This window comes from Streptomyces sp. NPDC046303 (assembly GCF_055588085.1).
In genome coordinates, this window is record NZ_JBVJFA010000016.1 from 22305 (window position 1) to 43256 (window position 20952).

The window sequence follows — 20952 nt, forward strand, 5'->3', positions numbered from 1 at the left end:
CGGTTGGGCCCCCGTTCGTACGTATGAGGAGCAGTTCCGTGAGCGACAAGCTCGAGAAGCCCGAGATCGACTTCCCCGAGGGCCCGGTCCCGACCGACCTGGTCAAGGAGGACCTCTGGCTGGGCGACGGCGCCGAGGCCAAGGCCGGTGACTTCGTCAAGGTCCACTACGTGGGCGTGGCGTTCTCCACGGGTGAGGAGTTCGACGCCTCCTGGAACCGCGGCAACCCGCTGGAGTTCAAGCTCGGCGCCGGCCAGGTCATCTCCGGCTGGGACCAGGGCATCCAGGGCATGAAGGTCGGCGGCCGTCGCAAGCTGACGATCCCCGCGCACCTGGCCTACGGCGACCGTGGTGCGGGCGGCGGTGTGATCGCCCCGGGCGAGACGCTGATCTTCGTCTGCGACCTGATCGCCGTCTGATCGTCCGGACGTGCACGCTGTGGGCCCCCGCCGTGAGGCGGGGGCCCTCGCTTTTGTCCGGGCGCGCCGGGGCGGTACGGTCAGCGGTCACGAGTGTGTGTCGAGAACGGGGGAACGGCGTCGATGGCGATTGCCAAGGCCGAGCGGCTGATGAATCTGGCGCTGTGCCTTCTGGGCACCCGGCGGCCGCTCAGCAAGCGCGAGTTGCGCGGTTCCATCGAGGCCTACCTGGAGGCCGGCAACGACGAGTCCTTCAACCGCATGTTCGAGCGGGACAAGGACGACCTGCGGGAGCTGGGCCTGGTCATCGAGACGGTGGAGAACCTGGAGGGCGAGACCGGTTACCTCGCCCGCCGGGACAGCAACCGGCTGCCGCCCGTCTCCCTGGACGCCGAGGAGGCCGCGGCCCTGGGCCTGGCGGCCAAGGTCTGGCAGCAGGCCCGTCTCGCCGGGGCCGCGAGCGGGGCCCTGCAGAAGCTGCGTGCCGGGGGCATGCCGGAGGCGGGGGACCCGTACCTGGGCCGGCACAGTGCCATCGAGCCGCGCATCCCCGTCCACGAGGCGGCCTTCGAGCCGCTGATGCTGGCGTGCCGGGACCGCAGGCCGGTGGTCTTCGACTACCGCAAGTCCACCGCGGCCACGCCGGAGACCCGGCAGGTGGAGCCCTGGGCGCTGGAGTGCTGGCGCGGCCACTGGTACCTGGCCGGTTTCGACCGGGACCGCGGCGCGGAGCGGGTGTTCCGGCTCTCGCGGATCACCGGCAAGGTGCGCTCCCGCGCGGGCAAGTACACCGCCGAGGTGCCGGACGTGGTGACGGTACGGGAGACCGTGGCGAGCTGGGCCGGGGAGAGCGCGGACCGCTCGGCGCTGATCCGGCTGCGGGCCGGGGCGGGCTATCCGCTGCGGGCCAAGGCGACCGCCGTGCGCGAGGGCGCGGACGGCTGGGACGAGCTGGAGATCCCGTACGGGCACGGGCTGGACGCCTGGCTCGTGGAGTTCGGCCCGGACGTGGTGGTCCTGGAGCCCGCCGATCTGCGGGCCGACGTCGTGGACCGGCTGCGCGCCGTCGCCCAGGGCTGATCCGCACCACCTGTAGCTACGCCCTGAGGGGGAGACGTACCAGCATGGCTGCCAACGCCATCGACCAGACCCGCCGGATGCTGTCCCTGGTGACGTACCTGCGCGAGCGCCCGGGTGCGCACGTCGCCGACGTCGCGCGGGCCTTCGGCATCACCGAGGACGAGCTGATCTCGGACCTCGACGTGCTGCCCATGTGCGGGACCAGCTTCCGCGGCGGGGACCTGCTCGACATCGACACCGACGGCGAGCGGATCTGGTGGCGCAATCCGGACGCCTCGGGGGAGTCCACCGCGGAGCCGTTGCGGCTGGCCGCCGACGAGGCGACCGCGCTGCTGGTCGCCGCCCGTGCGGTGGCGACGCTGCCGGGGCTGCGCGAGGGGGACCGGGACGCGCTGCTGCGGGCCACCGCGAAGCTGGAGGCAGCGGCGGGCGAGGCCGCCGGGGCCAGTTCCCGGCTGTCGGTGACCTTCGAGTCGGAGGGCGGGGTCTTCGCGGACGTCGACCGGGCCATCGCGGAGCGGCGCCGGCTGTGGCTGCGGTACTACTCGCCGGCGCGCGACGAGCTCACCGAGCGCAAGGTCGACCCGATCCGGCTCTTCGCGGTCGGGCACACCTACATGGAGGGGTGGTGCCACCTCTCCGAGGCCCGGCGCACCTTCCGTCTCGACCGGGTCGCGGAGATCCGGCTGCTGGACGAGCGGGCCGAGCCGCCCGCCATCGAGCCGCGCGACCTGTCCGAGGGGCTGGTCCAGCCGGCCGCCGAGGATCCGGAGGTGGTGGTCGAGGTGGGGCCCGGCGGGCGCTGGGTCGCCGAGTACTACCCGCACGACAGTGCCGAGGAACTGGCCGGGGGCGGCTTGCGGATCACGCTGCGCAGCCCGGATCCGGCCTCGCTGCGCAGGCTCGCGCTGCGGCTGGGCCGCGAGGGGCGGATCGTGGCCCCCGCGGAGCTGGCGGACAGTGCGCGCAGCGCGGCGCGGGAGGCACTCGCGGGGTACGCGGAACAGGTCTGAGGGGAGCAGCGGTCGATGACGCCTACGTCCGGTACGCCAGTTTCGTCAGCTTCATCGGTTACATCCGTCTCATCGGGGTGTGTCGCCTTCAAGGCGGCCTGCCCCGACTGCCGGTCCCGCTTCGAGCTGGACGCGGGCGCCCTGCGGCTGGTCATCGGCGGCAGCCGGCGGACCACGTTCTACTCCTTCACCTGCCCGCAGTGCGGGGCGTCCGTGCGCAAGCCCGCGGGTGAGCGCATCGTGGAACTGCTGACCGGCGGAGGCGTGAGCACCCTGCGGAGCCTGTGAGCCGTCCGGTGGCCTAGGCTCGTCCCATGCTGTGGCCGATGTTCGCAATTGCCCTGGGATTTCTCGGGATCGCCGTCCTCGCCGTGCCGGCCGTACGGGTCTTCGCGGAGGTCCGCAGGCTGTCCCGGCAGGTCGCGGCGGCCAGCCGGCGGATCGCGGAGGCCTCGGAGGACCTCGAGCGGGCCGCGGCCGATCTCGCCCGGACGGGCCGCGGAATGCGGTCCTGAAGCGGGACGAACCGGTGCGAGCCGGGCATGGACGGGGGTCCCGCGCGCAAGCGGGGATATCCCGGGGGATTGCCGGGCGTTAACCCCCGGGGGTTACGATCCTTGCCTGAGCGGTTACCGGATCTGTGTCCGAGCCGTCCACAGCCACCACAACCAGCCGTTTCGGTGAGAAGGAAGACACACATGATCGGCAATCTGAAGCCCCTTGAGATCCTTCTGATCATCGCTGTCATCGTGCTGCTGTTCGGCGCCAAGAAGCTCCCCGAGATGGCCCGTTCCCTCGGCAAGTCGGCCCGCATCCTCAAGAGCGAGGCCAAGGCCATGAAGAAGGACGGCGAAGCGGAGGACGCGGCCGCCGCCGCCCCGGCCGCCGACCAGGCGCAGCAGCCCGTCGCCCCGCGCACCATCCAGGCCGCGCCCGGTGACGTCACCAGCTCCCGGCCCGTCACCGAGCCGAACCGCACCGCCAAGGGCTGACCGAAGCCGGACACGCCAGTCATCTGCAACGAGACAAGGGACGTGGGTTGCTCAAGTCTGCCCGCAAGCAGGAGAAGCAAGGACGACAGGCAAAGGACGCCGAAGGGCGCATGCCGCTCGTCGAGCACCTGCGTGAGCTGAGAAACCGTCTGCTGAAGTCGGTCCTGGCGATCCTCGTGATCACCGTCGTGGCGGCCTTCTTCTACAAGGACCTGATCGACTTCATGCTGAAGCCGATGCTGGACTCCGTCGGCTGTACCGACGGGGTGGTCTCGCAGCGCAACGGCCGGCCCTGTGCCGACATGACCGTGAACGGTCTGATCGCACCGTTCTCGATCGCCCTGAAGGTCTCGCTCACCGCCGGAGTGGTGCTCTCCGCGCCGGTGTGGCTGTTCCAGCTGTGGGCGTTCACCGCTCCCGGCCTGCACAGCCACGAGAAGAAGTACGCGATGAGCTTCGTCGCGGTCGGAGCCCCGCTGTTCGGCGCCGGCGCCGTGCTCGCGTACAAGGTCCTTCCGCAGACCGCGACGATCCTGCTCGACTTCACCCCCGAGCACGCGCGCAACCTGCTCCCGGTCGACGACTACCTCGACCTGATCACGCGCATGGTCGTCGTCTTCGGCCTGGCCTTCGAGCTGCCGCTGCTGCTGATCCTTCTGAACTTCACCGGTGTGCTGACGGCGAAGCGGCTGGCGAGCTGGTGGCGCGCCATGGTCCTGGGCATCACGGTCTTCTCCGCCTTCGCGACGCCCACCGGTGACCCGCTCACGATGCTGTCGCTGGCCGCCCCGATCGTGGCCCTCTACTTCGTCGCGCTCGGCGTGTGCCTGGTCAACGACCGCCGGCGCAAGCGCAACGATCCCGACGCGGGCCTCGACGACGACGAAGCCTCCCCGCTGGACCTCTCCCCGGCGCCGATCGGCGAGATGGAAGCGGTCCCCGCCCCCGCGGCGCTGCCCGGGCAGGCGGACGGCGGCCGGCAGCGGATCAACGGCTACGACGACGCGACCTGACCGGCAGGCTCCGGAGCGTGAGCCTTCCGCGTGCGGTCCCGGGGCCCTGCGGTCCTCACTTAAATGATCGCGACTGTTGTCAGAGGGGGCGGGTAGGCTCGATCTCAAGATGACCGAAGAACTCTCACCCGCCGAGCGGTACGCCGCTGCCCGGATCCGCGCCGCCGAAGAAGCCAGCGCGCTGGCACCCTTCCGCGAGATGTACTCCTTCGACCTGGATCCGTACCAGGTCGAGGCCTGTAAGGCACTGGAGGCGGGCAAGGGCGTCCTGGTGGCCGCCCCGACCGGCTCGGGCAAGACCATCGTCGGCGAGTTCGCCGTGCACCTGGCCCTGCAGCAGGGCCGCAAGTGCTTCTACACGACGCCCATCAAGGCCCTGTCGAACCAGAAGTACGCCGACCTCGTCAAGCGCTACGGCGCCGACAAGGTGGGCCTGCTGACCGGCGACAACAGCGTCAACGGCGAGGCGCCGGTGGTCGTCATGACCACCGAGGTGCTCCGCAACATGCTGTACGCGGGCTCCCAGTCGCTGCGCGGCCTCGGCTACGTCGTGATGGACGAGGTGCACTACCTCTCCGACCGGTTCCGCGGAGCCGTCTGGGAAGAAGTGATCATCCACCTTCCCGAGTCGGTGACCCTGGTATCGCTGTCGGCGACCGTGTCCAACGCCGAGGAGTTCGGTGACTGGCTGGACACGGTGCGCGGCGACACCGAGGTGATCGTCTCCGAGGAGCGGCCCGTACCGCTGTGGCAGCACGTCATGGCCGGCCGCAAGATCTTCGACCTGTTCGAGGAGGCGTCCGACCACGGCGGCCGCGGCTCCGCCCGCCGCGAGGTCAATCCCGACCTGCTGCGGATGGCGCGCGAGGAGAACAGCCGCACCTACGTCCCCAAGGACCGGCGGCGCGGGAAGATGGTCCGCGAGGCGGACCGCGAGCGCGAGCGGCGCTCCCGCGGCCGGATCTGGACCCCGTCGCGGCCCGAGGTCATCGCCCGCCTCGACGGGGACGGGCTGCTGCCCGCCATCAACTTCATCTTCAGCCGGGCCGGCTGCGAGGCCGCCGTCCAGCAGTGCCTGTACGCGGGCCTGCGGCTCAACGACGACTCCGCGCGCCTGCGGGTCCGCGAGATCGTCGAGGAGCGGACCGCCTCCATCCCCGCCGAGGACCTGCACGTCCTGGGCTACTACGAGTGGCTCGAAGGCCTGGAGCGGGGCATCGCCGCGCACCACGCGGGCATGCTGCCCACCTTCAAGGAGGTCGTGGAGGAGCTGTTCGTACGGGGCCTGGTCAAGGCCGTCTTCGCCACCGAGACCCTGGCGCTGGGCATCAACATGCCCGCCCGCACGGTCATCCTGGAGAAGCTGGTCAAGTGGAACGGCGAGCAGCACGCCGACATCACCCCCGGCGAGTACACGCAGCTCACCGGCCGGGCCGGGCGGCGCGGCATCGACATCGAGGGCCACGCGGTGGTGCTGTGGCAGCGGGGCATGGATCCGGGGGCGCTCGCCGGGCTCGCGGGCACCCGTACCTATCCGCTGCGCTCCAGCTTCAAGCCGTCGTACAACATGGCCGTGAACCTGGTCAGCCAGTTCGGGCGGCACCGTTCGCGCGAGCTGCTGGAGACCTCCTTCGCGCAGTTCCAGGCCGACCGCTCGGTCGTCGGGATCTCCCGGCAGGTGCAGCGCAACGAGGAGGGCCTGCAGGGCTACAAGGAGGGCATGACCTGCCACCTGGGGAACTTCGAGGAGTACGCGCAGCTGCGCCGGGACCTCAAGGACCGGGAGACCGAGCTGGCCAAGCAGGGCGCGGCGCAGCGCCGGGTGCAGGCGGCCAGTTCGCTGGAGAAGCTCAAGCCGGGCGACATCATCCACGTGCCGACGGGCAAGTTCGCCGGGCTCGCGCTGGTCCTGGACCCGGGCGTGCCGGCCGGGCGGGTCAACGGGCACCGCGGGTACGAGTACGCCGAGGGCCCGCGTCCGCTGGTGCTCACCGCCGAGCGGCAGGTCAAGCGGCTCGCCGCGATCGACTTCCCCGTCCCGGTGGAGGCCCTCGACCGGATGCGGATCCCCAAGACGTTCAACGCCCGCTCCCCGCAGTCCCGTCGCGACCTCGCGTCCCAGCTGCGCTCCAAGGCCGGGCACATCACGCCGGAACGGCGCGGGCGCGGCCGGGCCGCGGCGGCCGACGACCGCGAGATCGCCCGGCTGCGGGCGGAGTTGCGGGCGCACCCCTGCCACGGCTGCGACGAGCGCGAGGACCACGCCCGCTGGGCGGAGCGCTACCACCGGCTCAAGCGGGACACGGTGCAGCTGGAACGGAGGATCGAGGGCCGGACGAACACCATCGCCCGCACCTTCGACCGGATCCACGCGCTCCTGACCGAGCTCGACTACCTGCGCGACGACGAGGTCACCGTGCACGGCAAGCGGCTCGCCCGGCTGTACGGCGAGCTGGACCTGCTGGCCTCCGAGTGCCTGCGCGCGGGGATCTGGGAGGGCCTGAGCCCGGCAGAACTGGCCGCCTGCGTCTCGGCGCTGGTCTTCGAGGCGCGGCAGTCCGACGACGCGGTCGCCCCGAAGGTGCCGGGCGGCGCGGCGAAGGCCGCGCTGGGCGAGATGGTCCGCATCTGGGGCCGGCTCGACGGCCTGGAGGAGGAGCACCGCATCAACCAGGCGGAGGGCGTGGGCCAGCGCGAGCCGGACCTCGGCTTCGCGTGGGCGGCGTACCAGTGGGCCTCCGACAAGAGCCTGGACGAGGTGCTGCGCGAGGCGGAGATGCCGGCCGGTGACTTCGTGCGCTGGTGCAAGCAGGTCATCGACGTGCTGGGGCAGATCGCGGCCGCGGCGCCCTCGGCCTCGGGTGACAGCGGAAGCACGGTGGCCAAGAATGCCCGCAAGGCCGTCGACGCGCTGCTGCGGGGCGTAGTGGCCTACAGTTCGGTCGGCTAGTCGCCTTCGGTGCTTCCTCCGGGGGCGGGGATGGCGTGATCTGATTTCCGGCCATGATCCGGCTGCCGCGCGAGGGACTCCTCTGCGCGGCGGCCGAACTGCCGGGCCACGATGTACCACTGCGTCGGCGGCAAGGAGGAACTCCTCGCCGGGCTGCTGGAGTCCACCGTCGCACCCTCGCCGGTGCCGGACCGCAGGCTGCTCGCCGGTTCCGGCCGGCCCGCCGCCCGGCGGCTGTGGGAACCGTGCCGCTCCGACGCCTCGGCGTAGGGGGCGTCGTGCGGGTCACGCCGGGCCCGGAGGGCCTGCCCCCTGGCCCTCGTCGCCGCCCGGTCCCGCTTCCCAGGCGGCGCGGTCGTGCCAGGCCTGGAGGGTGCGGCCGCTGGTGAAGCGGTGGCTGACCCCGGTGACCGGGTCGGTGAACTCCAGTACGCGGGCCAGGAGTTGCAGCGGCCGACGGTAGTCGTCCGGAGCCGGGTCGGTGACCCGCGGGTACACCGGGTCGCCGAGGATGGGCAGGCCGAGGCTGTTCATGTGCACCCGCAGCTGGTGGGTGCGGCCGGTGTGCGGGACCAGCCGGTAGCGCCCCAGCCCGCCCCGGGTCGCGGTGAGTTCCACCAGGCTCTCCGCGTTGGGCTCGCCCCCCGGGACCTCGGTCGCCGCAATGACCCCGCGGGCCTTCTCGATGCGACTGCGGACCGTGCGGGGGAAGGCGAGCGCCGGGTCGTACGGTGCGAGGGCCTCGTACTCCTTGTGCACGCGGCGCTGCTGGAAGAGCAGCTGGTACGCCCCGCGGTCCTCGGGCCGGATGCTGAACATCACCAGTCCCGCGGTCAGCCGGTCCAGGCGGTGCGCCGGACTGAGGGAGGGCAGGTCCAGCTCCGTGCGGAGCCGGGCGAGGGCGGTCTGGGTGATGTGGCTTCCGCGCGGGGTGGTGGCGAGGAAGTGCGGCTTGTCCACGACCAGGAGGTGCGGGTCGCGGTGGACGACGGAGATCGGGAAGGGTACGGGCGGCTCGGGCTCCATGTCCCGGTGGAACCACAGGTAGGAGCCCGGCTCGTACGGGTCCTGCGCGTGCAGGACCCGCCCGCCCGGGCCGAGGACCCGGCCGGCGGCCAGCAGGTGCGCGATGGACTCGGCGCCGCGGGTGCCGGCGTAGCGCGCGGCCAGGTAGTCGCCCAGATCCGGCCACGCGCCCTCCGGGTCGGGTGGCAGCCGCAGCCGCACCGGGTCGATGCCGGCGCGCTGCGGGAGGGGCGAGGGGGGTGCCTGGGCTCTGCGTCTCATCAAGGACAGGCTATGTCGCCGTCCGGGTGCGGCTACGCGGCGGTGGCGTGGTCCTGTTCGGCCTCGACCGCCGCGTTCCACTCGCGCTTGATCGCGCGCCAGCCCTCGTCGGTTTCGCCCAGGCGCCAGTAGCCCGAGATCGAGAGGCGTTCGCGGGCGATGCCGCGTTCCAGCCGGAGGTGGCGGCGGAGCTCCTTCACGAAGCCCGCCTCGCCGTGGACGAAGGCGTGGACGTCGGTGGAGGGGAACTCCAGCGCGGTGACCGCCGCCACCAGGGCCTCGCCGATGGGCCGGTCGCCGCGGTGCAGCCACACGGGGGCGGTCCCGTCCGGGGTGGTGATCCTCTGCTCGCCGGTCGGGCCCTCGACCTCCACGAAGGCGTGGACCCGCGCACCGGCCGGCATCCGCTCCATCGCCGCGGCGATCGCCGGCAGCGCGCTCTCGTCACCGACCAGCAGGTGCCAGCCGGCCGTGGGGTCCGGGGCGTAGGCGCCGCCCGGGCCGAGGAACCGTACGACCTCACCCGGCTGGACCCGCGCCGCCCAGGGGCCGGCCAGGCCCTCGTCGCCGTGGACGACGAAGTCGAGCGTCAGCTCGCGGTGCGCCGGGTCCCAGCTGCGGACGGTGTACGCGCGCTGGCGCGGCCACTGCGCCCGGGGGAAATGGCCGCGGATCCCCTCCAGGTCCCACGGCTCGGGGTAGGTGACGCCCTGCGGGGGGAAGAGGATCTTGACGTACTGGTCGGTGAACTCGCCCGCGCCGAATCCGGCCAGCCCGTCACCGCCCAGCACGATGCGCACCATGTGCGGCGTCAGCCGCTCGGTGCGTACGACGACGGCGGTGCCGACGGTGCGGGCGCGTCCTTCTGCCACGGTGTCTCCCCTGACTCCCCTGAACCGAACTTAGGATTACCTAAGTTAGCATCTCAAGGTCGAAGTGCGCTGCTGAGGCGCGACACGGCGCCGCCCAGACCCCACCGATGGGCGAGGGCCTCGACGAGTTCCGGCTGCGCCGGGGCGGCCGGAAGGGCCGGATCGAAGGGCGGGAGCGGGACGTCGGCGGCCACCCGTACCACCTTCGGAGCCACGGCCAGATAGGGGCGGGACTCGTCCAGGCGCTTGCGCTGGGCGGGTGTCAGCTTCGACTTCGGGTCGTCGATCGCCGCGATGATCCCGTCGAGCGAGCCGTAGGCGTCCAGGAGCTTCGCCGCCGTCTTCTCGCCGATGCCCGGGACGCCCGGCAGGCCGTCGCTCGGGTCCCCGCGCAGCAGCGCCAGGTCCGCGTACCCGGGACCGTCCACCCCGTACTTCTCGCGCAGCCACGCCTCGTCCGTCACCTGGAGGCTGCCCACGCCCTTCAGCGGGTAGAGCACACGGCGCTGCCGGGCGTCGTCCACCAGCTGGTAGAGGTCCCGGTCGCCCGTGACGATGTCCACCGGGCCCGTCGCGCGGGCGGTGAGGGTGCCGATGACGTCGTCCGCCTCGTACCCGGCCACACCCACGCGGGCGATGCCGAAGGCGTCCAGCGCCGCTTCGATGATCGGGACCTGCGGGGCCAGCGTGTCGGGGGTCTCCTCCACATCGGGGCCGGTCTCGGTCTCCACCGCGACCCGGTGGGCCTTGTACGAGGGGATCAGCTCCACCCGCCAGTGCGGCCGCCAGTCGGCGTCCATGCAGGCCACGAGGTCGTCGGGGCGGTGGTCCTGGACCAGCCGGCCGATGAAGTCGAGCAGTCCGCGCACGGCGTTGACGGGGGTGCCGTCGGGGGCCTTCACGGAGTCCGGCACGCCGAAATAGGCCCGGAAGTAGAGGGAGGCGGTGTCCAGGAGCATCAGGCGTCGTGTCGTCACGGAGACGATGATGCCGCAACCCCGCCGAGGGGCCGCCGGACGGCCACGGACGGTGAGCGATCCGGTACGGGAACACCCGTGCACGCGAAACGAGGGGCGGTTGCTGCGTAAGGTGCTTACAGCACACCGATGTGCGACGGACAAGGGGAGGGCAGCCCCGAAATGAACAACAGGGACGGCACGGACGGCCTGGACGACAAGAGCCCCGAGGGCATGGCGATGGACAGGGACAAGGAAAAGGACAAGGACGGCAAGGAGCCGCTCCGGGTCGGCGTGGCCGTGCGCAAGCGGCGCCGCGCGCTCCATCTGACCCTGGCCGCCGTGTCGGCGCGCAGCGGACTGTCGGTCCCGTTCCTGAGCCAGATAGAGAACGAGCGGGCCCGGCCCAGCATGCGCTCCCTGGAGCGGGTCGCCGACGCGCTGGAGACCACGGCCGTCGAACTGCTCGCCGCGTCGGACACCGCGCGCACGGTGGACCTCGTACGGGCCGGTGACGAATCCGGGCTGACGCCGGTGCCGGGCGTACGGCCCCTCGTGCGCGGGCACCACCAGCTGCACGCCCTGGAATTCACCGGCGACCAGGACGCCGGGCGCGAGTACCAGCACCGCAACGACGAGCTGATGTACGTGGTCGAGGGCGCCTGCCAGGTGGAGGCCGAGGGACGGGCGTACCGGCTGGAGAGCGGCGACGCGCTGTTCCTGTCGGGAGGCGTACGGCACCGCTGGCGGGCCGTCACCGAGGACACCCGGATCCTGGTGGTGGCAGTGGGCGACCACATCCACGCCACGTCCGAGCCGCCCTCGCCCGGGCACTGAGCGGCGTGCGGCGGATCGTCTCGCTGGTGCCGTCCCTGACCGAGGCGGTGGCCGTGACCGCGCCCGGAATGCTGGTCGGGGTCACGGACTGGTGCACCCACCCCGGGGACCTCGGCGGCGCCGTGCGGATCGGGGGGACGAAGAACCCCGACGTGCGCACGATCGCCGGGCTGCGCCCCGACCTGGTGATCGCCAACGAGGAGGAGAACCGGGAGCCGGACCTCGCGGCGCTGCGGGCGGCCGGGGTGGAGGTGCTGGTCACCGAGGTACGGGACCTCCCGCAGGCCCTGCGGGAGCTGGACCGGCTGCTCGTGGGGATCCTGGGGCTGACGAGGCCGGGATGGCTGGCGGACGCCGAGGCCGCATGGGCCCGGGCGGAGCCGGCCGCCGAGCTCAAGGCCTTCGTGCCGGTGTGGCGGCGGCCGTGGATGGTGCTGGGCCGCGACACCTTCGCGGGCGACCTCCTCGCCCGGCTGGGCGTGCGCAACGTCTACGCGGGCCACCCGGAGCGGTACCCGAGGATTCCGGTGGAGGAGCTCGCGGCCGCGGGCTGCGATCTGGTGGTGCTCCCGGACGAGCCGTACCCCTTCGCCGCGCAGGACGGTCCGGAGGCCTTCCCGGGTCTGCCCGCCGCGCTGGTCAGCGGCCGCCACCTCACCTGGTACGGGCCCTCGCTCGCCGAGGCCCCGGCCGTACTGGCCGGGGCGTTGCGGCAGGCACTAGAGGGGGTATCCGGCCGACGCGTCTAGGCCGCGAGGAGGCGGCCGGTGAACAGGCCGTGCAGGGTACGGGCGGCGGCCGGCAGCCAGGCGGCCAGCAGGACGAGGAACAGGGCCGCGGCGAGCCAGGCGAAGGCCGTCAGGCCCGTGTGGCGGGCCAGGCCGGCGGCGCCGGTGACGCAGGTGCCGATGGGGAAGGTCAGCGCCCACCAGGTCATCGCGAAACCCATGCCGTGACGGGCGGCCCGCACCAGCAGGGCCGAGGCGAGGGCCAGCCACAGCAGGGCGAAGCCCATCACGGGGACCCCGTACACGACGGCGAAGGCGCCGAGCGCGCCGGCGTAGGGGGCGCCGATCGACTGGGGGGCCATGTCGGCGAGCTGGTTCACGGCGGTGGTGGACTGGCCGAGGGGGCCGAGGACCAGGAACAGGGTGGGGGTCAGGGCCAGGGGGAGGGGGCCGCCCACGATCAGCCGGCCGAAGACCAGGGGGAGCATCAGCAGGACGGCCAGCAGGCTCACACCGAACATCGCGTAGCAGGCGAGCAGCATGGCCTCGCGGGGCTGCCCGGCGGGCAGATGGGGTATCAGCAGGGGGCCCAGGGCGGCGGACACCATGGGGGCGACCAGGGGGAGCAGCCAGACGGGGGTGGCCTGACGGGCCTCGACCTTGTGGCGGACCACCATCAGGTAGGGCACGACCACGGCCATGACCAGGGCGATGGCGGTGCCGACGGCGAACAGCACGGCGTCCGCGGCCACCGCGGCGCCGGTGCCGATCAGGTCCTTGCCGACGATGAGGGTGCCGCCGCCGACGGCCAGCAGCGCCATGGAGAGGCAGCCGTAGAAGGGGGCGACGGCGGGGTCCAGGAGATGGGCGCGGGCCTGGTCGCGGTGGCGCAGCCAGTGGCCGGCGCGGGCGGTGAGCAGGACGGCGAGTGCGACGGCGGACAGCGCCCAGACGAGCTGGCAGGCCACGCGCTGGCCGGGGAGCTGGTAGGGGAGGGTGGCGCCGGCGTTGGCGACGATCGCCGTGCCCATGATCGGGGCGTACCAGTTGGGGCCGAGCTGCCGCAGGGCCTTGTGGGCCCGGGGGGCGGTCTCGGAAGAAGTGGCGGTGGTGCGGGGTCGCACGAGGGTGGTGGCCATGGATGCAGCATCTTCCCTGGTGGGAAGGGGTGGCAGAGGTCTCCGCCCTATGAGGTCATAAACTGATGTTATGGGTAATGACGAGTGGGTTCCGCTGGCGCACCGGGTGCCGGACCTGGGGGCGCTGGAGCTGCTGCTCGCCGTGGCCCGCGTCGGCAGTCTGAGCGGTGCGGCCCGGCGGCTGGGCATCACCCAGCCCGCGGCGAGCAGCCGGATCCGGGCGATGGAGGCGCGGCTGGGGGTGGCCCTGGTCGACCGCTCGCCCAGGGGGTCGACGCTGACGGCGGAAGGCGCCCTGGTCACGGACTGGGCCCGGCGGGTGGTGGAGGCGGCGGAGGCCTTCGACGCGGGGGCGCAGGCGTTGCGGGGGCGGCGGGACTCGAGGCTGCGCGTGGCCGCGAGCATGACGATCGCGGAGTACCTGCTGCCGGGCTGGCTGATCGCGCTGCGCGGGCAGCGGCCGGACACCGCGGTGTCGCTGCACGCCGGGAACTCGGCGGTGGTGGCGGAGCGGGTCCTCGCGCACGAGGCGGACCTCGGCTTCGTGGAGGGGCTGACGGTCCCCGAGGGGCTGGACTCGGCGGTGATCGCGCAGGACCGGCTGGTGGTGGCGGTGGCGCCGGAGCACGCGTGGGCGCGGCGCTCGAAGGGCGTGGAGGTGGCGGAGCTGGCGTCCGCGCCGCTGATCCTGCGGGAGCGGGGCTCGGGGACGCGGCAGGTACTGGACGCGGCGCTGGCCTCGGCCGGGGGGCTGGCGGCGCCGCTGCTGGAACTGGCGTCGACCACGGCCGTGAAGGCGGCGGCGCTGAGCGGGGCCGGGCCGTGCGTCCTGTCGGAGCTGGCGCTGGGGGACGAGCTGGCGGCACGGAGGCTCGTGGAGGTGCCGGTCGCCGGCGCGGCCCTGGGGCGGGCCTTGCGGGCGGTCTGGCCCGCCGGTGCCCGGCCGGCCGGGCCGGCCCGGGACCTGCTGTCGCTGACCCGCCGTTCCTAGGCGCCTGCCGGCCGAGGCCTCGCCGCCGGGCCTGAGCCCCGGACCCCGCGCCTCAATCGCCGGCGGGGCTGGATCTCGGTCCTGGCGGGAGGTGCGCCGGGTGCGGCGCCGCTGCCGGGGGCCGGCCCCCGGACCCCCGCGCCTCAAACGCCGGCGGGGCTGACAGGCCGGGCATCGGCCCCGGCCCCCCCCGCGTCTCGATCGCCGGCGGGGCTGGTTTCGGTCCTGGCGGGGGTGCGCCGGGTGCGGCGCCGCTGCCGGGGGGCCCGCCCCCGGACCCCCGCGCCTCAAACGCCGGCGGGGCTGGAAGGCCGGGCTTCGCCCGGGGGCCCCGCGCCTTGATCGCCGGCGGGGCTGGAAGGCCGGGCTCCGCCCGGGGGCCCCGCGCCTTGATCGCCGGCGGGGCTGGATTCGGTCCTGGCGGGGGGTGTGCCGGGTGCGGCGCCGTTGCCGGGGGCCCGCCCCCGGACCCCCGCGCCTCAAACGCCGGCGGGGCTGAAAGGCCGGGCTTCGGCCCCTGGGCCCCGCGCCTCGATCGCCGGCGGGGCTGACAGGCCGGCTTCGCCCCGGGGCCGCGGGTCTCGATCGCGGCCGGGCTGACAGGCCGGGCTTCGCCCCGGGGCCCCGCGTCTCGATCGCCGGCGGGCTGAAAGGCAACGGTGCCGCATCCCGTGAGGGCTCGTTGTCGCGCAGCGTCAGGCCACCGGGACCGGGGTGTGGAGGGCGGCCGCCGCGATGAGGGAGGCCATGACCCGGGTGTCCTTGTCGCGTTCCGGGTGCCACTGGACGCCCAGCACCCACCGCGCCGGGTCGGGGATCTCGATGGCCTCCACCGTTCCGTCCACCGCGTGGGCCGAGACGATCAGGCCGTGGCCCAGGCGGTCGACGGCCTGGTGGTGGTAGGTCGGGACGTCCGCCTCCTCCGGGATGAGGGCCGCGTACCGGGTGCCCGGGACCGGGCGTACCGGGTGCCAGGACGTCTCGCCCGGGGCGTCGAAGTGCCCGTCGATGTGCTGGATCAGCGTCCCGCCGAGCGCCACGTTCAGCGCCTGCATGCCCCGGCAGATCCCCAGCACCGGCACGTCCGCCTCCAACGCGGCGGTGATCAGGGCCAGTTCCCAGTGGTCGCGGACCGTGGCAGGGGCGCCCGTACGGGAGTCACGGGCGGCGCCGTAGTGGACCGGATCCACGTCGGGGCCGCCCGCGACGACCAGGCCGTCCACCCGGCTCAGCACCTCCGCCGCCCTCCCGGGTTCGTCCGGCGGCAGCAGCACCGCCGCCCCGCCCGCCGCCTGGACGAGTTCGTAGTACCCGGACGGTACGAGGGACGTCGGGAGGTCCCACACCCCGTAACGGGTGGATTCCTCGACGTAGGTGGTGATGCCGATGAGCGGCCGTGGCACGGGCTTTACCTCCGGAAGGGCGGCGATACGGGCAGGGGAGTCGGACGTGAGTCGTACGCGGGTCGGCCGGGGTCAGTCGCGGGTCAGTTCCGCCTCGGCTTGCGCCAGCGCCGCGAACTCCTCCTCGGGAGCCGAGGCTACGAGGTGGTGCCGACTGTAGAGCGCGAAATAGGCCAGAGCGACGGCGTACACGGCCAGGGCGATGAATGCGGCGTCCTTGTCCACCAGGAAGGTGGCGACCAGGGCCGAGAGGGCGAGTGCGAAGGCCACCGAAGAGGTCAGGACGCCGCCCGGGGTGCGGTACGGGCGCTCCAGGCCGGGCTCCCGGCGGCGCAGCACGATGTGCGAGAGGGCCATCAGCGCGTAGGAGATGGTCGCGCCGAACACCGCGATGTTGAGCATGCGGGCGCCGTTGCCGGTGGCGGCGGCCAGGGCGAAACCGATCGCGCCGGGGATGAGCAGGCCCAGGTAGGGGGCCTTGCGGCGGGAGGTGAGGGAGAGGAAGCGCGGAAGGTAGCCGGCCCGGGAGAGGGCGAAGAGCTGGCGCGAGCCCGCGTAGATGAGCGAGAAGAAGGAGGCGACCAGACCGGCGAGCCCGGCGTAGTTGACGAAGCGGCTCAGCGCGGTCGGGCCGCCGTCCCCCTCCAGTGCCACGACCAGCGGGTTTCCGGCCGACTTGACGGCGTCCGCGCCCTGGGCGCCGGTCGCCGCGAAGAAGGTGATCAGGGCCAGCAGCGCGAGGACGCCCATGGAGATGGCGAGGGCCTTCGGCATGGAGCGCACCGGGTCCTTGGCCTCCTCGGCCGCCAGCGGTACGCCCTCCACGCCCAGGAAGAACCACATGCCGAAGGGGAACGCGGCCCAGATGCCCAGCACGCCCAGCGGCAGCCAGGAGTTCGAGCCGAAGGCGCTCGCATCGACCGGGATGTCGTTCAGGCCGTCGGCGCTGAACTCGGTGAAGGCGCCCACGGCGAAGATGAGCAGCGCGGCGACGGCGACGGCGGTCACGACGAGGCTGAAGCGCAGCGCCTCGCCGACGCCCCAGAGGTGCACTCCGATGAAGACGACGAAGCAGCCGAGGTAGACGGGCCAGCCGGAGGTCAGGCCGAAGAGGCCGAGGGACTCGACGTAGTCGCCGATGAAGATGACGATCGCGGCCGGGGCCAGGATGTACTCGATGAGGATGGCGGTACCGGTGAGGAAGCCTCCCCAGGGGCCGAGCGCGCGGCGGGCGAAGCCGTAGCCGCCGCCCGCCGTCGGCAGGATGGTGGAGAGCTCCGCCAGGGAGAAGACCAGGCACGCGTACATCGCGCCCATCAGGACGGTGGCGATGGCGAGGCCGCCGAAGCCGCCCTTCTCGAGGCCGAGGTTCCAGCCGGAGAAGTCACCGGAGACCACGTACGCGACGCCGAGGCCGGTCAGGAGCAGCCAGCCGGCGCTGCCGCGGCGCAGCGTACGGCGCTCGAGGTAGTCGTCGTGGCGGTCGCCGCCCTCGGGGGACGGGGTGGGTGCGGGCACGGCTTTCAGCCGTGCCTCGATGTCGTCGGCCATCGTGCGCTCCTGCCTCGGGGCAATGGTTGTGGGGCGTACCTTTGCCGTAGAGCGGTGGAGTGCGCAAGACCTCTGCGTTAAACGGACGTTACGAAAGGCCCCGGGGGGTGAGGTGGGCGGCCGGGCGGGTCACGCCAGGAAGCCCCGCAGCAGCGCCGCCGTGCCGCAGCAGTGTTCGCGCATCGTCTCGCGCGCCCCGTCCGCGTCCCGTTCCAGTACGGCCTCCACCAGCGCGGTGTGCTGCTGCTGCGAGTGCTCCAGGTTGCGCACCAGCAGCGGGATGCAGTCCAGCAGGTCGTTGACCGTGGCCCGGACGGCGGCGTACTGGGCCGTCAGGGTGGCGGACCCGGCCAGTTCGCACAGGGTCAGGTGGAAGAGGGTGTCCTGGCGCCGGTAGTCGGCGAGCGGGGCGTCATGGGTGGCGGTCAGGGCGGCGAGCAGCCGGTCGGCGCCCTCCTCGGCCAGCCCCTGCGAGGCGCAGAGCCCAGCCGCCCCCACCTCCAGGACCTCCCGGAACCGCAGGGCGTCCTCGATGTCCACGCCCGCGACGCGCCGGCGCAGCTCCTCCTCGGCGCCGCCCGCCGGAGTGTCCGGTCGGGGCAGCACGAACGTTCCGCCGTACCGGCCGCGCCGCGCCTCCACCAGCCCCTGGTCCTGCAGTACCTTCAGCACCTCGCGCAGCGTGACCCGGCTGATCCCCATCCGCTCGGCCAGCTCGCGCTCGGGCGGCAGCCGTTCGCCGCCCGGAACGAGGCCCAGCCGGACCACCTGGAGGATCTGTTCGAGGGCCTCCTCGAAACCGTTGCCCGCCCGCACCTGCCGCAGTACGGGATTCAGCCGCGCGATCGCGCCGCCCTCGCTCGCCGTATCGGTCATCTCGGCCCCTCCCCTTCCCAAGCAATGGTTCTATTCAATACCTTAGGCCTCCTCGGCTCACCGAAGGAGAGATTCCCGTGGTAGACCGCAAGCCGCCGCTGACGATCGAGGAGCTCCGCTCCCTGGTCGCCGGCGGTGAGATCGACACAGTCGTCCTGGCCTTCCCCGACATGCAGGGGCGGCTCCAGGGCAAGCGGTTCGCCGCACAGTTCTTCCTGGACGAGGTCCTCGCGCACGGCACCGAGGGCTGCAACTACCTCCTCGCCGTCGACACCGACATGAACACCGTCGACGGATACGAGATGTCCTCCTGGGACCGGGGCTACGGCGACTTCGCCATGCACCCCGACCCCGCCACCCTGCGCCGCATCCCCTGGAACCCCGGCAGTGCCTTCCTCCTCGCCGACCTCGGCTGGAACGACGGGACGCCCGTCGTCGCCGCGCCCCGGCAGATCCTGCGCCGCCAGCTCGAGCGCCTGGCCGAGCACGGATACACCGCGATGGTCGGCACCGAGCTGGAGTTCATGGTCTTCCAGGACACCTACGAGCAGGCCTGGAACGCCAACTACCGCGGCCTCACCCCCGCCAACCAGTACAACATCGACTACTCCGTCCTCGGGACCGGGCGCATCGAACCCCTGCTGCGCCGCATCCGCAACGAGATGCAGGCCGCCGGCCTGATCGTCGAGTCGGCGAAGGGGGAGTGCAACCTCGGCCAGCACGAGATCGCCTTCCGCTACGACGAGGCGCTGACCACCTGCGACCAGCACGCCGTCTACAAGACCGGCGCGAAGGAGATCGCCGCCCAGGAGGGCGTCTCGCTCACCTTCATGGCCAAGTACGACGAGCGCGAGGGCAACTCCTGCCACATCCACCTCTCGCTCCAGGACGCCGACGGACGCAACGCGATGGCCGGAGACGGGCCGGGGGGAATGTCCCCCCTCATGCGGCACTTCCTGGCCGGCCAGCTCGCCGCGCTGCGCGACTTCTCCCTTCTCTACGCCCCGAACATCAACTCGTACAAGCGTTTCCGGCCGGGATCCTTCGCGCCCACCGCCGTCGCCTGGGGCGTGGACAACCGGACCTGCGCACTCCGAGTGGTCGGCCACGGCCGCTCCATGCGCTTCGAGAACCGCCTCCCCGGCGGCGACGTCAACCCGTACCTCGCCGTCGCGGGCCTGGTCGCGGCCGGCATCCACGGCATCGAGAACCGCCTCGAACTGCCCGAGGTGTGCACGGGGAACGCCTACACCGGCGACTACGCGCACGTCCCGGCGACCCTGCGCGACGCCGCCGAGCTCTGGGAGAACAGCGAGATCGCCAAGGCCGCCTTCGGCCCGGAAGTGGTCGCCCACTACCGGAACATGGCCTGCGTGGAACTCGACGCCTACGACTCCGCGGTCACCGACTGGGAGCTGCGCCGCTCCTTCGAACGCCTGTAACCCACGAACCGACCGACGAACGTCTGAGAGGCACCACGTGTCCGACGCGCTGGAAGTGTTGAATCCGGCCACCGAGGAAATCGTCGCCATCGTCCCGGCCGCCACACGGGACGATGTCGATGCCGCCGTCGCCAGAGCCGCCGCTGCCCAGCGCGGCTGGGCGGCGGCCGCCCCCGCCGACCGGGCCCGGATCCTGCGCCGCTTCGCCGCCGTCGTCGACGGCCACATCGAGGAGCTGGCCCGGCTGGAGGTCCGCGAAGCCGGACACACCCTCGGCAACGCCCGCTGGGAGGCCGGCAACGTCCGCGACCTGCTCGACTTCGCCGCCGGGGGAGTGGAACGGCTCTCCGGCCGCCAGATCCCCGTCGCCGGCGGCATCGACGTCACCTTCCTCGAACCCCTCGGCGTCATCGGCGTGATCGCCCCCTGGAACTTCCCCATGCCGATCGCCGCCTGGGGCCTGGCCCCGGCCCTCGCCGCGGGCAACGCCGTCATCCTCAAGCCCGCCGAGACCACCCCGCTCACCGCGCTGCGCCTCGCCGAACTCGCCCTCGAAGCCGGGATCCCCGAGCACCTCTTCCAGGTGCTCCCCGGCCGCGGAGCGGTCGCCGGCGACGCACTCGTCGAGCACCCCGGCGTCGCGAAGATCGTGTTCACCGGCTCCACCCGCGTCGGCAAGCAGATCATGGCCAAGTGCGCCGACCGGGTGAAGCGCGTCACCCTCGAACTCGGCGGCAAGAGCCCCAACATCGTCTTCGCGGACGCCGACCTGGAGGCGGCGGCCGCGGCCGCGCCGATGTCCTTCCTCGACAACACCGGCCAGGACTGCTGCGCCCGCACCCGCATCCTCGTCCAGCGCTCCGTCTACGACCGGTTCCTCGAGCTCGTCGCCCCCGGCATCGAATCCGTGGCCGTCGGCGACCCCCTCGACGAGAAGACCCAGATGGGACCGCTCATCTCGCGCACCCAGCTGGAGCGCGTACGGTCCTACGTCACCGCCGACCTCACCGCGGTCCGCGGCAAGGCCCCCGAGGGCCCCGGCTTCTGGTACCCGCCGACCCTCGTCACGGACGTCGCCCCGACCGCGCCCGTCGCCGCCGAGGAGGTCTTCGGCCCCGTCGCCGTCGTCCTGCCCTTCGAGGACGAGGAGGACGCCGTACGCCTGGCCAACGCGACCGAGTACGGCCTCTCCGGCTCCCTCTGGACCCGCGACATCGGCCGCGCGCTGCGCGTCTCGCGCGCCGTCGCCGCCGGCAACCTTTCCGTCAACTCCCACAGCAGCGTCCGCTACTGGACGCCCTTCGGCGGCTACAAGCAGTCCGGCCTCGGCCGGGAGCTCGGACCCGACGCCCTCACCGCTTTCACCGAGACCAAGAACGTCTTCATCAGCACGGAGGCCTGAG

The 20952-nt window shown here is 72.7% G+C and carries 21 protein-coding genes; 14 read left to right on the forward strand and 7 right to left on the reverse strand.

The annotated features are described in order from the left end of the window. The first annotated feature begins 23 nt into the window (after positions 1 to 23). The 9 genes from ACZ6I1_RS18375 (at position 24) to ACZ6I1_RS18415 (ending at position 7737) form a co-directional block, all read left to right on the forward strand. On the forward strand, positions 24 to 419 hold the full coding sequence (locus ACZ6I1_RS18375) for an FKBP-type peptidyl-prolyl cis-trans isomerase (RefSeq protein WP_469288342.1): 396 nt from the start codon (positions 24 to 26) through the stop codon (positions 417 to 419). A gap of 123 nt (positions 420 to 542) precedes the next feature. Further along, positions 543 to 1499, forward strand: a complete 957-nt coding sequence (locus ACZ6I1_RS18380; protein ID WP_469288344.1) for a helix-turn-helix transcriptional regulator — start codon at positions 543 to 545, stop codon at positions 1497 to 1499. A 44-nt stretch (positions 1500 to 1543) separates the two neighbouring features. After that, on the forward strand, positions 1544 to 2512 hold the full coding sequence (locus ACZ6I1_RS18385; RefSeq protein WP_469288346.1) for a helix-turn-helix transcriptional regulator: 969 nt from the start codon (positions 1544 to 1546) through the stop codon (positions 2510 to 2512). A gap of 15 nt (positions 2513 to 2527) precedes the next feature. Beyond that, positions 2528 to 2800 (forward strand): hypothetical protein, encoded by a 273-nt coding sequence (locus tag ACZ6I1_RS18390; protein WP_469288348.1) that lies wholly within the window; start codon positions 2528 to 2530, stop codon positions 2798 to 2800. Between the two features lie 26 nt (positions 2801 to 2826). Beyond that, positions 2827 to 3027, forward strand: coding sequence for a hypothetical protein (locus ACZ6I1_RS18395; protein WP_469288350.1), 201 nt, complete (start codon positions 2827 to 2829; stop codon positions 3025 to 3027). Between the two features lie 183 nt (positions 3028 to 3210). Further along, positions 3211 to 3504, forward strand: coding sequence for a Sec-independent protein translocase subunit TatA (gene tatA / locus ACZ6I1_RS18400; RefSeq protein ID WP_469288352.1), 294 nt, complete (start codon positions 3211 to 3213; stop codon positions 3502 to 3504). 47 nt (positions 3505 to 3551) lie between these two features. Beyond that, a complete protein-coding gene (gene tatC / locus ACZ6I1_RS18405) occupies positions 3552 to 4517 on the forward strand; it encodes a twin-arginine translocase subunit TatC (protein ID WP_469288354.1) in 966 nt (321 codons plus the stop codon). Positions 4518 to 4626: 109 nt separating this feature from the next. Further along, positions 4627 to 7467 (forward strand): DEAD/DEAH box helicase, encoded by a 2841-nt coding sequence (locus ACZ6I1_RS18410; protein ID WP_469288356.1) that lies wholly within the window; start codon positions 4627 to 4629, stop codon positions 7465 to 7467. Positions 7468 to 7578: 111 nt separating this feature from the next. Further along, the gene (locus ACZ6I1_RS18415; protein ID WP_469288358.1) at positions 7579 to 7737 is read left to right on the forward strand and encodes a hypothetical protein; all 159 of its coding nucleotides are present in this window, start codon (positions 7579 to 7581) and stop codon (positions 7735 to 7737) included. Positions 7738 to 7752: 15 nt separating this feature from the next. Here ACZ6I1_RS18415 and ACZ6I1_RS18420 read toward each other — a convergent pair whose 3' ends face one another. The 3 genes from ACZ6I1_RS18420 to ACZ6I1_RS18430 are packed head-to-tail and all read right to left on the reverse strand — an operon-like array spanning position 7753 to position 10585. Further along, positions 7753 to 8754 (reverse strand): RluA family pseudouridine synthase, encoded by a 1002-nt coding sequence (locus ACZ6I1_RS18420; RefSeq protein WP_469288360.1) that lies wholly within the window; start codon positions 8752 to 8754, stop codon positions 7753 to 7755. A 32-nt stretch (positions 8755 to 8786) separates the two neighbouring features. After that, complete coding sequence (locus ACZ6I1_RS18425) at positions 8787 to 9626, reverse strand: siderophore-interacting protein (protein WP_469288362.1); 840 nt, start codon at positions 9624 to 9626, stop codon at positions 8787 to 8789. A gap of 53 nt (positions 9627 to 9679) precedes the next feature. After that, positions 9680 to 10585, reverse strand: a complete 906-nt coding sequence (locus ACZ6I1_RS18430; RefSeq protein ID WP_469288611.1) for a 5'-3' exonuclease — start codon at positions 10583 to 10585, stop codon at positions 9680 to 9682. Between the two features lie 237 nt (positions 10586 to 10822). Between ACZ6I1_RS18430 and ACZ6I1_RS18435 the strand changes: the two genes are divergently transcribed. Both ACZ6I1_RS18435 and ACZ6I1_RS18440 read left to right on the forward strand, forming a co-directional pair. Next, complete coding sequence (locus ACZ6I1_RS18435) at positions 10823 to 11419, forward strand: helix-turn-helix domain-containing protein (protein ID WP_469288613.1); 597 nt, start codon at positions 10823 to 10825, stop codon at positions 11417 to 11419. Further along, positions 11416 to 12168: a helical backbone metal receptor gene (locus ACZ6I1_RS18440; RefSeq protein ID WP_469288615.1), complete on the forward strand. Its 753-nt coding sequence runs from the start codon at positions 11416 to 11418 to the stop codon at positions 12166 to 12168. The genes ACZ6I1_RS18435 and ACZ6I1_RS18440 overlap by 4 nt, the downstream gene beginning before the upstream one ends. On the opposite strand, the gene ACZ6I1_RS18445 is transcribed toward ACZ6I1_RS18440, so the two are convergent. Beyond that, entirely contained in the window at positions 12165 to 13286 is a 1122-nt protein-coding gene (locus tag ACZ6I1_RS18445) for a TDT family transporter (protein ID WP_469288363.1), read from the reverse strand. The genes ACZ6I1_RS18440 and ACZ6I1_RS18445 overlap by 4 nt on opposite strands. Before the next feature lie 70 nt (positions 13287 to 13356). On the opposite strand from ACZ6I1_RS18445, the gene ACZ6I1_RS18450 reads away from it, so the two are divergent. Further along, positions 13357 to 14277: a LysR family transcriptional regulator gene (locus tag ACZ6I1_RS18450; RefSeq protein WP_469288365.1), complete on the forward strand. Its 921-nt coding sequence runs from the start codon at positions 13357 to 13359 to the stop codon at positions 14275 to 14277. A gap of 695 nt (positions 14278 to 14972) precedes the next feature. Here the strand turns inward: ACZ6I1_RS18450 and ACZ6I1_RS18455 are convergent. The 3 genes from ACZ6I1_RS18455 to ACZ6I1_RS18465 all read right to left on the reverse strand — a co-directional run bounded on the left by ACZ6I1_RS18455 (position 14973) and on the right by ACZ6I1_RS18465 (position 18107). Next, positions 14973 to 15680 (reverse strand): gamma-glutamyl-gamma-aminobutyrate hydrolase family protein, encoded by a 708-nt coding sequence (locus tag ACZ6I1_RS18455; RefSeq protein WP_469288367.1) that lies wholly within the window; start codon positions 15678 to 15680, stop codon positions 14973 to 14975. 72 nt (positions 15681 to 15752) lie between these two features. Beyond that, positions 15753 to 17231: an ethanolamine permease gene (eat, locus tag ACZ6I1_RS18460; RefSeq protein ID WP_469288369.1), complete on the reverse strand. Its 1479-nt coding sequence runs from the start codon at positions 17229 to 17231 to the stop codon at positions 15753 to 15755. A gap of 129 nt (positions 17232 to 17360) precedes the next feature. Continuing rightward, on the reverse strand, positions 17361 to 18107 hold the full coding sequence (locus ACZ6I1_RS18465; protein ID WP_469288370.1) for a FadR/GntR family transcriptional regulator: 747 nt from the start codon (positions 18105 to 18107) through the stop codon (positions 17361 to 17363). Positions 18108 to 18184: 77 nt separating this feature from the next. On the opposite strand from ACZ6I1_RS18465, the gene ACZ6I1_RS18470 reads away from it, so the two are divergent. After that, a complete protein-coding gene (locus tag ACZ6I1_RS18470; RefSeq protein ID WP_469288372.1) occupies positions 18185 to 19549 on the forward strand; it encodes a glutamine synthetase family protein in 1365 nt (454 codons plus the stop codon). Between the two features lie 37 nt (positions 19550 to 19586). After that, positions 19587 to 20951, forward strand: coding sequence for an aldehyde dehydrogenase family protein (locus ACZ6I1_RS18475; RefSeq protein ID WP_469288374.1), 1365 nt, complete (start codon positions 19587 to 19589; stop codon positions 20949 to 20951). Position 20952: the final 1 nt, after the last annotated feature.